We start from the raw sequence: 13,969 nt of genomic DNA on the forward strand, positions 1-13,969 counted from the left end.
GCGCTTGCGCGCGATGGCTCTTGCCGCAAGACCCATCGCGCGCAAGCGCGCTCCTACAGGGGTGTTTTGCTTCTAACGCTGATGAATCAGCGAGCGCTGTCGATGATCATGCCGCCGTCAGGCGTCAGGCTGTAACCCGTCATGAACTGCGCATCCTTGCTCGCCACGAAGAGCACCACGGGTGCGATGTCTTCCTCGGGTGAGCCAAATCGACCCAGTGCATTCGCCGGAGCCGGTATATTGGCGCTCGCCGCACCCCAGGTGTCGGCGATGGGCAATACGTTGTTGACGGTAATTCCGTCGGCGCCCCATTCGCGCGCTGCTGTCCTGGTAAGGGCGCGCACGGCTTCCTTCGCGAGGTTATAGGGCGCGTAACCCGCAAGGCCAGTAACACCCGCCAGTGAGGCGAAGTTGATGACCCTGCCCTCCCCGCTCGCTCTCAGATACGGATAAGCCGCCTGCATCGTGCGTAGATAAGCGATCGGACCCACATCGAAGTTGCGTTGCAACTGGTCCACCGACAGATCAAGCACCGATGACAGCACCACGGAGGGATCAAACGCATTATTGACGAGGACGTCGATGCCGCCGAATGCCGCGACAACCGACTCCACCGCCGCCTTGATCTGAACGTGATCGCCAATGTCGCACACCACGCCAAGCGCAGTACCGCCGGCCTCCCTGATTTCAGTGACGACCGCATCGACGTTGGCTTGCGTCAGCGAGACAACCGCCACCTTTGCACCTTCGGCAGCAAATAGCTTAGCCGTTGCACGGCCAATCCCGCGACCCGCACCCGTGATGAAAGCAACTTTTCCAGTGAGTCTACCCATGATGCTCAGCCTTCAATGAGAGGTTACGTGAGGTGTCGCCGCAGTCACGCCATAGGGAGAAGGCATGCCGCGAGCGGTGTTTTGGGTCGTGAACGAAACGACCAGAAGAGCCAGTCCGATGAGGGCGGGCCATGCGCCGGCTGGTTTCCGGATGCCGAAGTGCGCCAGGGCAGCCAGCGACAGGTGAAATAGCATGCCTGCGTAAGCCAGATCGCTGAGCCCCACCGGGAATCGCGAGAGGATCGCGACCGGACCAAGGACCTTGATGACCACCATAAGCGGAAGAAGGTGCGCGGCCGAATAACCCATCTCCGCCTGCGCGCTTCTGACGAAATCACGCTTCGTGATGTATAGAAACGCCGAAGCGAAATAAAGCAGGGACAGCAGCGCGGTACTGACCCAGTAAGCATAGGTGGCTGCCATGTATTTTCCTCAGATCGATCAACCGACGTTCCGCTAGGATGTGGGCTAACATCGATTCGCGAAAGTAGGATGAATTCATGGGGCCTAGTATGAAAAACCAGACTGACCGCAGTGAACTCAACATGCATGAGGAGATGCGACGAGCCTTCAGCTTGCTCTCTGGGAAGTGGAAGCTGGAGATCATGTGGCTGCTTAACCAGCGCGCATATCGTTTCGGAGAGCTTCGAAAAGCCATACCCGGCGTCACGCAGCACATGCTGACTGCGCAGCTGCGCGAACTCGAGGACGACGGCCTCGTGTCTCGCACCGTGTATGCCGAGGTGCCGCCACGCGTCGAGTACGCCATCACGGAGAAGGCGCAAGGCTTGGGGCCGACGATGGCGGCCCTGCAAGCCTGGTGGGAAGCGTACGGCGGCACTCTGCCAGACAAGACCACCACGCGCGGACGTAAAGCGGATCAAGGGAAACGCCTTAAGGGAAGTACGCCCTAGCGTGGTAGCCAAATCACTATGACGAAAGCCAGATCCGGCGGACATCAAACGCCTGCACGGCGGCTGACATGAGAATGCCAGCGACCGCGTAGAGGTAGAGGCCGGCTTCAACATCGATCGTCAAGTGCACACCCAGCGCACCTGCCACTGCCGCAGCACCGATGATCAACGCCTCCAGGAATACCCAGCGACCTGTCGCCTGAAGGATGCGCAGTAACCGCATCCGCGGCATTCTCATCGTCGTAACGCTGAAGTCGTCTGCCCACAGAAGCACGCCGAGCCCGATACAACGAAACAAGGGCAGCATGAGTACGGCGAGGAACACCACCAGGGCCATCTCCCACGCACCCCGATGCCAAAGCGTGCTGATGCCCTCATACAAGGTCGCATCCCGGTCTGCATATCCCTGCTCCACGTAACCGACGAACGGCAAGAACAGGGATGCGCCGAAACCGATCGTTCCCAGTACGAACAACATCCAGCTCACTTCGAGATCGCCGTGCCACACGGCGGGCACGATCGTGCCGCAACGGGGGCAAGGCTCCGATCCGTTGCTGCCCATGCCGATCACCGTGGCGCCGCAACTGCCACAGACCACCGCACCCAGGCGCGCGCTTGCGGGATATCCATATCACCGCCCCAGGCTGCTCACGAAGCTCTCGGCCCCCTTGTCGATGCCTCTCTTAGAGGCCGTCAAGGGACCAAAGCTCGCCTTGAAATTCATGGCGTTCGGGTACTGCTTGTCGACGTAGGCCCTTAGCAGTTTGCCGTTGGACGCATCGAATACCTCGACGGCGTAACTGACCGAACCCATGAACAGGCCTTCACCACCGGTCATGGATTTCACCGAATTGATCGGCATGCCACCCATATCCATCTTGGTGAACGTGCTGAGGAAGGCCGTCGTGCGCTGCGCACCCGTCAGCGTGACCCGGATACGCAAGGTATCGGGACGCGGGAGCGACACCATCTCGAAGTGCTGCTTCAGACGATCGACGAACTGGTTGTCCGTGTAGATCGCGAGCTCGCCCTTCTCCGCTTCGCTGACCTTGCCGAACTGTGCATCCGCGCCGCGATACACCGCGACCGGATCCATCATGAAGGAATGATAAGCGTGCCAGTCCACGTTGCTGTCGTAGGTGTACAGCGCGTGTGGTCCCTTCGCCGCTTCGTTCGGACGGAGATAAACGGAGGATTCGATGTCCTGGTAGGCCACCGGCTTCGTGGGGTGGCTGCAACCTGTCAACAAGGCGGCAGAGAGGGCGAACGACGCGGTGAGCGGGACATGGAGACGCATGATCTTTCCTGGTAGTCGAAGGAGGCGGCGCAGGGCCGGTTCGACGACAGGGTAGGAAAGAGTTTTTAGGAATCTTTTAGGGTCGCAGGAAATGTCAGCGCGACCTTCAGCCCGCCCTGGGTGGAAGCCCGGCTCGCCTCCACGGTGGCGCCATGCAACGCCGCGATGCCTGCCACAAGCGATAGGCCGATGCCACTGCCCTGGGTGGTCGTCCCCGGGGCGCGGTAGAAGCGATCGAAGATCGAACGCAGGTCGGCATCGGGGACACCGGGGCCATCATCGACCACTTCCAGCCGCACTTCTCCCCCGCCCCGCGCCACGCTGAGACAGGCCACGGTCACCTGCCCGCCCGCGCGGCCGTGCCGGATCGCGTTATCCACGAGGTTGCGGATAAGAATGCCCATTTCATCGACATCGCAGTGGACAAGGCACGAGCCGCCATCGAGCTGAAGCCGTATGTCACGTTCGGCCGCCTGGATACGGAACTCGCTAAGCACATGGCGCGAGAGTTCCAGCAGGTCGGCGGGGACCATGCCGCTGGCATGCAGGCCGGCATCGAGGCGGGCGAGATCGAGCAGCTGTTCCGCCAGCCGGTGCGTGCGCTGGGAGACTTCAAGCAGCCGTTCGAGCGCGATGTCTTTCGCCTCCATGGTGTCGGCGGCCAGCGCGACTTCCGCCTGCACATGTAAGGCGGCGAGCGGCGTGCGCAGTTCATGCGCCGCATCGGCGATGAACTGGCGTTCGGCGCGCATGGCGGTATCGACGCGCGCAAGCAGCGTGTTAAATGCGGTAATTAATGGGCGTAGCTCGGTCGGCACCTGGTCGACGGGGAGGGGCGCGGAATCATAGGGGTCGCGGTGGGCGAGGCCGGTGGACATGGCGCGTAGCGGCCTCAGTGCAGCCATCAACGCCCACCACGTCAACACGCCGACGATCGCCAGCTCGGCGGTGTTGAGCACCATGGCGGTCAGGATGCTGGCCGGTTCGGAGACGGCCGCGCCATGTACCGGAGCGGCATGGCCTTGCGTCGTTGCATTGCCACCCGCAGCCACGGCCACCGATGCCGGTGTGGCGGGAACCGCGCCATCGGGAAGCACCTTGACGAGCTTATCGCCCAGATCGTGTAGCCCCGAGCGCCAGACGTTCGTCTGCCCATAATTGATATACGACACGAACATCGTGATCGACATCGCCCAGGCAAAGACGATCACCAGGCCAAGCGCCGCGAGCACACGCCACTGCAGCGATTTCATGGCGAATCCCCCGTGGTGTAACCCTGCCCGTGCACGGTACGAATCACGCCATCGCCCAGCTTCTTGCGCAATTGGTGGATAAAGACCGAGACGGTATTGCTACCCACTGCCGCCGTGTCGCCATAGACCGCACGCTCGAGTTCCTCGCGGCTGACGATCCGACCCGCTCGTTTGAACAGGGAAAGCAGCAGCTGGTACTCGTGCGCGCTAAGCGCCACCGACTGCCCGGCCTTGCTGACAGTGCGGCGGAGCGGGTCGACGATGACATCGCCCTGGGTCAGATGCCCGACCACCTGCCCCTCCGCACGGCGGATAACCGCCCGCAGCCGGGCCAGCAGCTCGCCAAGCTGGAACGGCTTCACCAGGTAATCGTCCGCCCCGGCATCCAGCCCCTGGATCCGATCGCTCAGCTGGCCGCGGGCGGTGAGGACGATCACGGGGGTGGCGTCGAAGCGTTCGCGAAGGAAGCGCAGCACGTCCAGCCCCGAGCCCTTAGGCAAGCCGATGTCGAGAAGCACGGCCGTATAGGCATGATCGACCAGAGCCGTCCGGGCCGCCGCCGCATCCCCGGCGTGATCCACCGCCCACTGCTGCTGCCGGATGCCATCGCAGATGGCCTGGGCCAGCATGGTGTCGTCTTCAACCAGGAGGAGGTTCACGGCGGGCTCGGGGCGAGTAGGAGGGCGAGTCCCCTAGCTTGCGACACGGCGATTAGGTTTTCATTAACACCGGCCATCACGCGCCACGAACGGCAACCACACTCGGCGCTGCCGCCCTACGATTCACGAGGTGGCGCCAGCCTTAGCGCCCCAGAGACATTGAGGGGCCGTTCTGCGTCTGCGTCTGCTGCTGATCCAACGTCTGCTGACGCATTTGCTGCTCACCCTGCCGCACGGCCTCGTATGCCTGCATGGCATCCGGCCACCGATTTGATGACTCGCTGATTGACGTGTTCAACGCCTGAACGGTGTCGGTATTCGCCTGGCGATCAAAGAAATGGTCTCGCACGCCCGCCGGCCGCTGCACGCCCCAAAGCTTGCTGGCGTCATCACTCAAGGCTATCTGATCTATGCGCTCCAGACCGGACTGACGCGCGGCAACGACCAGAGACGCAGCGAGGTTGTCGCTTCGGTCATCCGGCGATCGGCCGTGGGACCGATCAAGATCGCGCACTAGCGCACGCGTTGCAACGAACATTCGATGATCTGGATGGGCGGGATCATCAAGGCGGCATTGGGGCATGGATGCCGATTGCGCCCGAATAGTCTCCATGCCCACGTCCCGAGACCGGGCCTGTTCGTGCAACCGCTGTAACGTCAGGACAGATCCTTCGCCGTGCCGGACGAGACCTTCAGTCTGTTGAAATGACTTCAGCGCCTCCTCTGTACCTCTGCCGAAGTGCCCATCCGGATCGGGAGCTAGTCCAGAACGAGAAAGATAACCGAGATCCCCCAGATCTCGCTGCATAGCGGCGACAGCGTCGCCGCGCATACCCACCTGCAACGGTTGTACTGACCGTTGATACGCCGCGATTTCAGACATTGGTAAAGGATTACCTGTCTCAGCGAGATGGGTCAACGCAAACTTTTCAGCGTCGATTCTTGTCTCGATGCCGGGCGTGCTCTTCATGGAACTGCGGAAGTCCCCAGCAACATGCCTCAGCTTTGAGTCCTGCACAGCCGTGACGACCTGCGCATCGGAGAGATCGTCAATTTTGTAGTCATCGCCGTAAGCCTCCTTGAGGCCGCGCGAAATGACGCTCATGGTGCTGCTACCAGGTCCGTACTGAACCGAGGTGCTCCAGACCATGTCTTTGAATGCTTCACCCCTGGAATCAAGATCAATGCCATTCCGTTTCAGACTTTGAAACGAAGGTGAGTAGTGGGTCTTTTGGACATAGTCGTGCTGGTCGACACCGAAACCCGGATCATCACCAGCGAGGCGCTTCCACTCCGCGATGAACTCCGCCGAGTTCACTTCAAGACCCTTAAAGTTATCCGCATAGGCCGACGTCTTCAGATAGTCCTGAACAACACCTACCCGACTAGCCATCTGGTAGGTCCCGTACGAGATTCCACCGTGATCATCCCTTCCGGTGGATACTGCTCCGGGACCCCTACCGCCGCTTTCGAAATAAAGCGACGTCTGGCCCAACTTCCAATCGTTCTGTTCCGTCATTTATTCCTCTACTCCTTGTTTCTCGCACTACTTAGTCAAGCGATGTTCCAGTTCACGAGCCCTACGTGCTGTCTCGGTGACTGCACACGATGCTGCGTCAAGCATCTGCCCCTGGCCGGGATGCTCGGCGAGCACGCAGGCTCCATCTTTCTTCTTGATCCACGCACGCTCTTCATCTCGCAGCGCGATGCGATCGCTAGCCGACAGGGATTTCACAAGTTTTCCATACACCCGATTCAGGCGTTTATCCTGATAAACGAACTCCGCATCCGCGCAAGCCTGCAACGACGGCATCGAGCCATCGTTGTGATCGATGCAGGTGTAGTACGAAGGACGGAAACCCAGGTATCGGGCTTGCTCATCCAGATCAGTCGGCTCATTGGGGTCCTGAGCCAATGCGGTAAGTGATACAAACCCAAGCATCCCTGCAATGGCAACCGCTGCTATTAGTCGCACGCTACGCCTTCCTTTCTATCGAAAACGGTAAACCAAACGGTACCGCATCGACTATTGACTGGGTTGAGAACGGGTGACGATTTCCGCCCACGGCCGAATTCTCGAAGTCTATCCCGGCCATCTGCCGCAAAACTACGGGAAAATTCTGAAAAATCCTCGCAATGTTCAGGATCAGCTCTGACGCCCCCTGTAGGAGCGCGCTTGCGCGCGATGGGTGCTCGCGGCAAGGCCTATCGCGCGCAAGCGCGCTCCTACAAAGGGCGGGGTTAGATCTTGGCGAGGGCTTCTTTGACGCTTTCGGCTAGCGGCGTCGTGGGGCGGCCGATCAAGCGGGAAAGCTGGCGCCCTTCATTGAACAGCGCACCCTTCGACGCGCTTACATCAAAGCTGGCGAGGCCATGCGCCCAATGCGGCGGCAAGCCTGCTTTAAGCAGCACATCAGCGTACTCGGCTTCCGGCAGGTTCTTGTAGGGAATCTGCTTACCGGTCTGGCGCGAGATCTCGGCGGCCAGGTCGCTGAGCGTGTAAGCGGTATCGCCGGCCAGTTCGTAGGTCGTATCGGCATGGCCCTCGGTCGCCAACACCACAGCAGCCGCGTCCGCATAGTCGATGCGCGCCGCCGAGGAGATCTTGCCGTCGCCAGCGCTTCCCGCGAGCACGCCGTTCTTTACCGCGGCCGGGACGGAGCCCGTGTAGTTCTCGGTGTACCAGCCATTACGCAGAAGGGTGAAGGAGAGGCCTGAGGCCTTGATCAGGTTCTCCGTTTCCAGATGCTCGGCGGCGAGGCTCAACGGCGATGTATCCGCGTGCAGCACGCTGGTGTAGACGATGCTGGTCACACCGGCCTGCTTCGCTGCTTCGATCACGTTGCGATGCTGCGGGATGCGCTGCCCCACCGCATCGGACGAGATGAGCAGCAACCGCTTCACGCCTTTCAGCGCAGGCGCGAGGGTGTCCGGAGCGGCGTAATCGAAGTGGCGCACGGGGACGCCGAGGTCATTGGCCTTCTCCACCGAACGCGCCAGGGCGATCAGTTCGGTGGCCGGGGCGACCTTCTTCAGGTGTTCGATGACAAGGCGGCCAAGCTGGCCGGTGGCGCCAGAAACAGCGATAGACATAGGGATCTCGCAGGTGGGGATGGATGGCCCCAGCCTAATCCTGTAGCTTACTTACGAAAAGTACGTACACCGAGGTAAGTATGCCCACGCCCGCGCCCACACCCGATATCGCGCCCTCCTTCTCGACCCGGGTAAGGCTCGGCGATGTGCTCGATCCGAACTGCCCTTCGCGGGTGATCCTCGATCACCTGACCAGCAAATGGGGGGTGCTCGTGCTTATCGCGCTGCGCGGAAGGACAGAACGTTTCGGTGAATTGCGCCGGTCGATCGGGATGGTCAGCGAGCGGATGTTGGCGCAGACGCTACGGGTGCTCGAGGCGGATGGGATCGTCGAACGAAAGGCCTTGCCCGTCGTTCCGCCGCATGTGGAATACAGCCTTACGCCATTGGGCGAAGGCGCCGCGGAGAAAGTGGGCGCCCTGGCGGATTGGATCGAAAACAACCGCTTCCCGTCTTAAGCCACCCACCCTGTGTAGGAGCGCGCTTGCGCGCGATCGGGCTTGCCGCGAGCACCCGTCGCGCGCAAGCGCGCTCCTACATGGGTGGGTCTTGCCGCGAGCACCCATCGCGCGCAAGCGCGCTCCTACATGGGTGGGTCTTGCCGCGAGCACCCGTCGCGCGCAAGCGCGCTCCTACATGGGTGGGTATTGTCGCGAGCACCCGTCGCGCGCAAGCGCGCTCCTACAGTTCCAGGAAGCCTCGTTGCAGGCCCAGGGTTACCGCGTGGGTGCGGTCGTTGGCGCCGAGCTTGGCGAGGATGCTGCGGACCCGGGACTTCACGGTTTCCTCGGCGATATTCAGCGCGTCGCCGATTTCGCGGTTGCTGCTGCCGGTCGCGATCAGGCGCAGGACGCTCAGCTCACGGCTGGTCAGGGTTTCGGAGCCGCTGTGCTTGGCCAGTTCGCCGCGGACCTCGCTGGCGAGCACTTGCCTGCCCGCGATCGCCTGGCGGATCGCGGCGACGATATCGCTGGTGGTCGCCGATTTCAGCAGGTAGCCCGTCGCACCCAGCGTAAGCGCACGCATGACCCGGGCATCGCCGGGATACGTGGTCAGCACGACGATGACGACATCACGGTCGAGTTCGCGAATGGCAGCGATCGCTTCCAGGCCGTCCACCCGCGGCATCTGGATATCCATGAGCACCAGCCCCGGGCGGGTAGCCTTGAACTGCTCGATCGCATCCTGCCCATCCACCGCCTCGCCGACCACGACCATATCCGGCTCCGCACCGACAGCATGGCTTAGGCCCGCCCGCATCGCCGGGTGGTCATCGGCGATGAGGACGCGTATGTCAGTGGATTGGCCGGGCATGGCGGACATCCTCGGTCGGGGCCAGTGACACATCATCGGTCGGCAGGAATCGCCCGCGCAACGTCCGAAAGGGTGATTTCCTGCAAATAGACGTCTCATCGTCCGCGCATACTTGCGTGTGCAAGGATCAGCCTGCACCATCGCATCTCTTAAGGGGGAGTCTGCCGCCGTGTCCGTGCTCAACACCCTCCGGCCCTGGTGCCTGCTTCTGTTGATGTTCGCCACCCAGGCCGCCGCAGGTAGCACGCGTAACGACCTCCCCACCTCGCTCAACGGTTACTACCACACGGCGTTCCTGCGCCAGAACGGCGGGCCCGGGTCTGTCTACGACATGGCCGAAACCACGGATGGCTATCTCTGGCTCGCTACCAGCAAAGGCATCACCCGCTACGACGGCCAGAGCTTCGTGCCGTTCGTGCCGCTGAAGGGCGAAGGCTTCCCCGACACCCAGGTGGAACGCCTCTTCGCCGACCGCGACGGTGGGCTGTGGGTCGCCAGCGCCGGCGGTGCCACCTTGCTCAAGAACGGGCATCTGACGACGTTCGGCAAGGCGCAGGGCTACGTGGGTCTACACGGCGACTTTTTCCACGGGCCGGGAGGCGTGTGGTCCAGCACCGCCGAGGCGGTGATGAAGTTCACCGGTACGTCGTGGCAGGCGGTTTACCCGCGTACCCCCGAGGGGCCCATCCTCTCTGCGGCCGCAGACCCCGATGGAAACCTCTGGATCATCAACGCCAGCCGGTTCCTGGTCCTGCCCGCGGGAAGCACTACACCACACGAGGTCGCGATCGATAGCCGGGGCATACGCACGATCACCTTTGGTGCATCCGGGCGCGTCTACGTGTACGGCAAGTCGGGCTTGCGCATCTTTCGCCGCCACGGGCTCACGCTCGAGCAGGTGACGGCAACACTCGACAGCTATGGCCTCAATGTGTACGAGCACGACGACGGCTCGCTCTGGATGACCAGCCCCGTCGCCGCCCTCAAATATGCATCGCCGGCGGCGCTGGCCACCGCGGAAGCAAACCACACCGCGCCCGTCGTCGAGATGATGACGAACGACCAGGGCCTGACCGACAACTACACCACCTTCGCCACCGGCGACAGCCGCGGTGATGTGTGGGTGGCGACATCGCAAGGCCTGGATCGCTTCAGGCCCGCTCCCTTCACGCGCATCCCCCTGCCCAAGGGCATCCACACGGTAAGCGCCGCGATCGATGGTGAAGGCAACGCATGGGTCGGTAGCGAGACCCATCGGTTATTGTTCCTCGCCGGAGCGGGCACGCCTACCGAGACGCCCATTCCCCGCCTGACCGTGGCGACCTTCGCCGACCGGCGGGACGGCACGGCCTGGGCGGCCGGCATGAGCGGGGTCTGGCAACTGCTTCCGGGCGCACCGAAGATCGTCATGGCCCACAAGGACGAGCTGAAGAATGTCGGTACCCTGCCGTGCATGCTGAGGGATCGGTACGGCGCGTTCTACACATGTCAGTCGTTCACCGGCGCCAGTGGGCTGCTGTACTCGCGCGATAGTGACTGGAAGCAGGTCCTCAACCATCCCGTGGGGCCGTGGGTACTGTCGGAAGATGCGAGCGGGAATGTCTGGACGGGCGGCCGCGAAAAGAACCGGCTTTATCGCATCGTCGATGGTTCGGCGCGCGCGACTTTCGGCCCGGAACAGGGCCTGGCCCTAGGCGGAATCCGGTCCGTATTCCCGACGAAGGGCGGCCTGTGGGTCGGCGGCGACCTTGGCGTCCAATGGTTCGATGGCACCCGTTTCAGCACGCTGGCCCTCGCTGATCCGGCGCTCGCAGCGCCCGTGTGCGGCCTCGTCGTCGATGCGCAGGGCAATCTCTGGGTCCAGTCGCTCGATGCCGTGTTGCGCATCACCGTGGAGGACCTCACGCGGGCCGCACGGGATCCATCGTTCCGTATTCGTCCCCATGTCTACACGGAAGACGATGGCGTCCCCGGTGATGGCACGCTTTCCTGGACTCACCCCGGTCTGCGCCTTGGACCGGATGGACGCATCTGGATCCAGACGGATTCAGGACTGGGCTGGATCGACCCGGCACGATTGCGCAAGGACGACGCCGTGCCGCTGGTCCATATCGATGGGCTGGAAAGCGTCGGTACCGTGAACGTCGATGCGGCGGGGCATCCCGTGTTGTCGTCCGCACAACGCACGCTACGTATCCGCTATACCTCACCGGCGCTCGATCGTGCTGACACCGTGCGGTTTCGCTATCGGCTGGTCGGGCTCGACGATGCCTGGCAAGACGTCGGCCACCGCCGTGAAGCGACGTTTACCAACCTCAGCCCCGGTGCGTATCGCTTCGAGGTCGTGGCGATGTCAGGCGCGGGCGTGCAAAGCCGTGTTCCCGCCGTAGTGCAGTTCCAGCGGCAGGCGGCGTTCTACGAGACGTGGTGGTTCAGAGCCGCTGGCCTGCTGCCCATCGCACTGTTGCTATGGCTCGTACATAGCCTGCGTGCGCGGGCGATCGCCCGGCGCCTGCGCATTCGATCGGACGAACGCGAAGCGGTGGCGCGTGACATCCACGACACCCTACTGCAACGCCTGAACGCGCTGACCTTCACGCTCACGCGCCTGGCGGATGATCCCGCGATACCGCCCGATGCGCACGCCACGCTCGAGGAAGCGAGCCGCGACACGCGCCAGGCCATTGCCGAGGGCCGCGACCAGATCACTTCGCTGCGGCGTGACCAGGATGCCGGCCTGGTGCTCTACGACAAGCTGCTCGTAGAAGGGCGGCAGTTACAGGCGCGCTATGGCGTCACCTTTGCGATCGAAGCGACCGGTGTGTCCCGCCCTTTGAAAGACGGCCCTGCCGCCGAAGTGCGCGAAGTCGTGCTCGAGGCCATGCGCAATGCCTTCGCCCATGCGGAGGCTTCGAATGTGCGCGTGCTCGTGGATTACGAGGACAAGGCGTTCTGGGTGATCGTCGTGGATGATGGAAACGGTGTATCTCACGATGCGACCGAGCGTGCGTTGCACAGCGGACACTTCGGCCTGAAAGGGATGCGCGAGCGGATGGCCCAGCTAAAGGGAACATTCCAGATGGAGACCGGGCCCAGTGAAGGCACGGAAATCCATCTGAGCGTGCCGGCGAAGATCATCTACGCCCCGCGTACCGGACGACCTGCGAGTTCAACATAAAGAGGGTATCGCCGCCGCGCCATGCCGCTTAACGTCTAACCATCGATCACACGATGAAAGGTGGCGTTATGCCGGCACTTGCCGCAGCGCCGGCGCACGTCGCGCCGCGCGTGGGGTTCGTAGTGGATACGACACAGCGATGGGCAACCTGCCATGCAGGCGCCGCGCTTGAGCGAACGTTCGGGTCACTTGCTGCGCGCCATGCGGTGGCCTCGCTAAGTTATCCGCGTGAGCCCGGGCTGGGCGCGGTGCTTATCGCCTTTTCCTCCGGCGCGGGTGGTCCAGAAAGCGGCGTCGTGTTGACGCCTACGCCCTCGCGCCATGCAGAGACGGGCGTGACAGCGCACTTGTGCCTGGCCCTGGCACGGCTCGCCGCGCAGGACGATGTGCCCTCGCTCGCCGTCGCCGAAGCGGCGTTGGCCTTGCGACTCTCACATGCCGAAGGGCCTGAAGCGATATCGAACCTCACACCTCCCGGCCACCTTTCGCCCTGGCAGATCAAACGCGCCACACAGTATGTCGAGGAACGGATCGGGCTGCCTTTGGCCACGGCGGAACTGGCAGCGGTATGCCGCGTATGCGAAAGCCACTTCGTCCGGGCGTTCCGCGCAACGCTAGGAATCAGCCCATGGCAGTGGGTGATCCGCTGCAGGGTTCAACGCGCGCAGGCGTTGCTGGTGGAGTCGAGCCTGTGTCTTAGCGAGATCGCAAGCGCTTGCGGCTTCGCGGCGCAAAGCCACTTTACACGGACATTCACAAAACTGGTTGGCGTGCCACCGGGTGGTTGGCGTAGGCGATATCAGGCAGGGACTCCGGCACAGCCAGAATAACCGCAGCCCTGTAGGAGCGCGCTTGCGCGCGACAGGCACAAGCGGCGGCATCAAGCCACGCACCACCCTTCACCATTCACCCACCTTCAATCAACCTACGCTCCATAACAGCAAAGTCCTTCCGATACTTCTTCGCCAACACAGTCTTCTGACTCTCAGTCAGAATCTTCCCCGCCATCTGAAAAAAACTCCGCTCCTCCTCGCGAAGATGCTCATGCAACTCATCCGATAGTTTCGCAAGCGTGGCCGTCCAATGACGCCCACTATGCCGCGGCGTCTGCATCTTCTCGACCAGATCATCCATCTTGTGATGATCAGCCAGCGCGTCCCGGGAGGGATGGAGCCCACGGTCATCCATCAACATGGGTACGTAGAGAAAGCGCTCCTCGGCAGCTTCATGCGCCGCCAGCTCAATGCGCAGGCGGGAGAACAGCGACACACGGTCAGGCCCGGGCTTCGCACGGACCAACTTGCGAATGAGCGAACGTTGCCTGGCGTGGCTTTCGCGCAGGGCTTCGAAAATGGTTTCTGGCATGGCACACAACGGTCAGGAAGACGCCCCCATCCTCGGTGATAGATTGTGTGCAAACCGTAGTCG

General features: G+C 62.5%; 15 protein-coding genes. 4 read left to right on the forward strand and 11 right to left on the reverse strand.

The features are described from left to right. Positions 1 to 86: 86 nt before the first annotated feature. Both VGN46_RS10925 and VGN46_RS10930 read right to left on the reverse strand, forming a co-directional pair. Entirely contained in the window at positions 87 to 833 is a 747-nt protein-coding gene (locus tag VGN46_RS10925; protein ID WP_331643638.1) for an SDR family NAD(P)-dependent oxidoreductase, read from the reverse strand. Between the two features lie 12 nt (positions 834 to 845). After that, entirely contained in the window at positions 846 to 1,256 is a 411-nt protein-coding gene (locus tag VGN46_RS10930; RefSeq protein WP_331643639.1) for a DoxX family protein, read from the reverse strand. 89 nt (positions 1,257 to 1,345) lie between these two features. Here VGN46_RS10930 and VGN46_RS10935 point away from each other — a divergent pair, with 89 nt between their 5' ends. After that, entirely contained in the window at positions 1,346 to 1,747 is a 402-nt protein-coding gene (locus tag VGN46_RS10935) for a helix-turn-helix domain-containing protein (RefSeq protein WP_331643641.1), read from the forward strand. A gap of 16 nt (positions 1,748 to 1,763) precedes the next feature. Here the strand turns inward: VGN46_RS10935 and VGN46_RS10940 are convergent, their stop codons facing one another. From VGN46_RS10940 to VGN46_RS10970, 7 genes are all read right to left on the reverse strand, one after another. Further along, complete coding sequence (locus VGN46_RS10940) at positions 1,764 to 2,309, reverse strand: paraquat-inducible protein A (protein WP_331643643.1); 546 nt, start codon at positions 2,307 to 2,309, stop codon at positions 1,764 to 1,766. A 69-nt stretch (positions 2,310 to 2,378) separates the two neighbouring features. Beyond that, entirely contained in the window at positions 2,379 to 3,044 is a 666-nt protein-coding gene (locus tag VGN46_RS10945; protein WP_331643645.1) for a DUF3313 domain-containing protein, read from the reverse strand. A gap of 65 nt (positions 3,045 to 3,109) precedes the next feature. Beyond that, positions 3,110 to 4,297 (reverse strand): ATP-binding protein, encoded by a 1,188-nt coding sequence (locus tag VGN46_RS10950; RefSeq protein ID WP_331643647.1) that lies wholly within the window; start codon positions 4,295 to 4,297, stop codon positions 3,110 to 3,112. Then, a complete protein-coding gene (locus tag VGN46_RS10955) occupies positions 4,294 to 4,956 on the reverse strand; it encodes a response regulator transcription factor (RefSeq protein WP_331643649.1) in 663 nt (220 codons plus the stop codon). Before VGN46_RS10955 ends, VGN46_RS10950 begins: the two co-directional genes overlap by 4 nt. Before the next feature lie 142 nt (positions 4,957 to 5,098). Continuing rightward, the gene (locus tag VGN46_RS10960) at positions 5,099 to 6,475 is read right to left on the reverse strand and encodes a peptidoglycan-binding domain-containing protein (RefSeq protein WP_331643651.1); all 1,377 of its coding nucleotides are present in this window, start codon (positions 6,473 to 6,475) and stop codon (positions 5,099 to 5,101) included. A 27-nt stretch (positions 6,476 to 6,502) separates the two neighbouring features. Next, complete coding sequence (locus VGN46_RS10965) at positions 6,503 to 6,931, reverse strand: lysozyme inhibitor LprI family protein (protein WP_331643653.1); 429 nt, start codon at positions 6,929 to 6,931, stop codon at positions 6,503 to 6,505. Between the two features lie 266 nt (positions 6,932 to 7,197). Beyond that, positions 7,198 to 8,049 (reverse strand): SDR family oxidoreductase, encoded by an 852-nt coding sequence (locus VGN46_RS10970; protein WP_331643655.1) that lies wholly within the window; start codon positions 8,047 to 8,049, stop codon positions 7,198 to 7,200. Positions 8,050 to 8,129: 80 nt separating this feature from the next. Between VGN46_RS10970 and VGN46_RS10975 the strand changes: the two genes are divergently transcribed. Beyond that, the gene (locus tag VGN46_RS10975) at positions 8,130 to 8,507 is read left to right on the forward strand and encodes a helix-turn-helix domain-containing protein (RefSeq protein ID WP_331643657.1); all 378 of its coding nucleotides are present in this window, start codon (positions 8,130 to 8,132) and stop codon (positions 8,505 to 8,507) included. 223 nt (positions 8,508 to 8,730) lie between these two features. On the opposite strand, the gene VGN46_RS10980 is transcribed toward VGN46_RS10975, so the two are convergent. Then, positions 8,731 to 9,363 (reverse strand): response regulator transcription factor, encoded by a 633-nt coding sequence (locus tag VGN46_RS10980; RefSeq protein WP_331643659.1) that lies wholly within the window; start codon positions 9,361 to 9,363, stop codon positions 8,731 to 8,733. Between the two features lie 169 nt (positions 9,364 to 9,532). Here VGN46_RS10980 and VGN46_RS10985 point away from each other — a divergent pair, with 169 nt between their 5' ends. Both VGN46_RS10985 and VGN46_RS10990 read left to right on the forward strand, forming a co-directional pair. After that, positions 9,533 to 12,541 (forward strand): sensor histidine kinase, encoded by a 3,009-nt coding sequence (locus tag VGN46_RS10985; protein ID WP_331643661.1) that lies wholly within the window; start codon positions 9,533 to 9,535, stop codon positions 12,539 to 12,541. 68 nt (positions 12,542 to 12,609) lie between these two features. Then, on the forward strand, positions 12,610 to 13,371 hold the full coding sequence (locus tag VGN46_RS10990; protein WP_331643664.1) for an AraC family transcriptional regulator: 762 nt from the start codon (positions 12,610 to 12,612) through the stop codon (positions 13,369 to 13,371). Positions 13,372 to 13,447: 76 nt separating this feature from the next. On the opposite strand, the gene VGN46_RS10995 is transcribed toward VGN46_RS10990, so the two are convergent. Next, positions 13,448 to 13,906: a hemerythrin domain-containing protein gene (locus VGN46_RS10995; protein ID WP_331643666.1), complete on the reverse strand. Its 459-nt coding sequence runs from the start codon at positions 13,904 to 13,906 to the stop codon at positions 13,448 to 13,450. Positions 13,907 to 13,969 lie beyond the last annotated feature (63 nt).

This window comes from Luteibacter sp. (assembly GCF_036500425.1).
Classification (GTDB): Bacteria; Pseudomonadota; Gammaproteobacteria; order Xanthomonadales; family Rhodanobacteraceae; genus Luteibacter.

What these genes read in the sequence shown, in the direction of transcription:
- VGN46_RS10925 (WP_331643638.1), bottom strand. Translation starts at nt 833, where the DNA reads ATGGGTAGACTCACTGGAAAAGTTGCTTTCATCACGGGTGCGGGTCGC.
- VGN46_RS10930 (WP_331643639.1), bottom strand. Translation starts at nt 1,256, where the DNA reads ATGGCAGCCACCTATGCTTACTGGGTCAGTACCGCGCTGCTGTCCCTG.
- VGN46_RS10935 (WP_331643641.1), top strand. Translation starts at nt 1,346, where the DNA reads ATGAAAAACCAGACTGACCGCAGTGAACTCAACATGCATGAGGAGATG.
- VGN46_RS10940 (WP_331643643.1), bottom strand. Translation starts at nt 2,309, where the DNA reads ATGGGCAGCAACGGATCGGAGCCTTGCCCCCGTTGCGGCACGATCGTG.
- VGN46_RS10945 (WP_331643645.1), bottom strand. Translation starts at nt 3,044, where the DNA reads ATGCGTCTCCATGTCCCGCTCACCGCGTCGTTCGCCCTCTCTGCCGCC.
- VGN46_RS10950 (WP_331643647.1), bottom strand. Translation starts at nt 4,297, where the DNA reads ATGAAATCGCTGCAGTGGCGTGTGCTCGCGGCGCTTGGCCTGGTGATC.
- VGN46_RS10960 (WP_331643651.1), bottom strand. Translation starts at nt 6,475, where the DNA reads ATGACGGAACAGAACGATTGGAAGTTGGGCCAGACGTCGCTTTATTTC.
- VGN46_RS10970 (WP_331643655.1), bottom strand. Translation starts at nt 8,049, where the DNA reads ATGTCTATCGCTGTTTCTGGCGCCACCGGCCAGCTTGGCCGCCTTGTC.
- VGN46_RS10975 (WP_331643657.1), top strand. Translation starts at nt 8,130, where the DNA reads ATGCCCACGCCCGCGCCCACACCCGATATCGCGCCCTCCTTCTCGACC.
- VGN46_RS10980 (WP_331643659.1), bottom strand. Translation starts at nt 9,363, where the DNA reads ATGCCCGGCCAATCCACTGACATACGCGTCCTCATCGCCGATGACCAC.
- VGN46_RS10990 (WP_331643664.1), top strand. Translation starts at nt 12,610, where the DNA reads ATGCCGGCACTTGCCGCAGCGCCGGCGCACGTCGCGCCGCGCGTGGGG.
- VGN46_RS10995 (WP_331643666.1), bottom strand. Translation starts at nt 13,906, where the DNA reads ATGCCAGAAACCATTTTCGAAGCCCTGCGCGAAAGCCACGCCAGGCAA.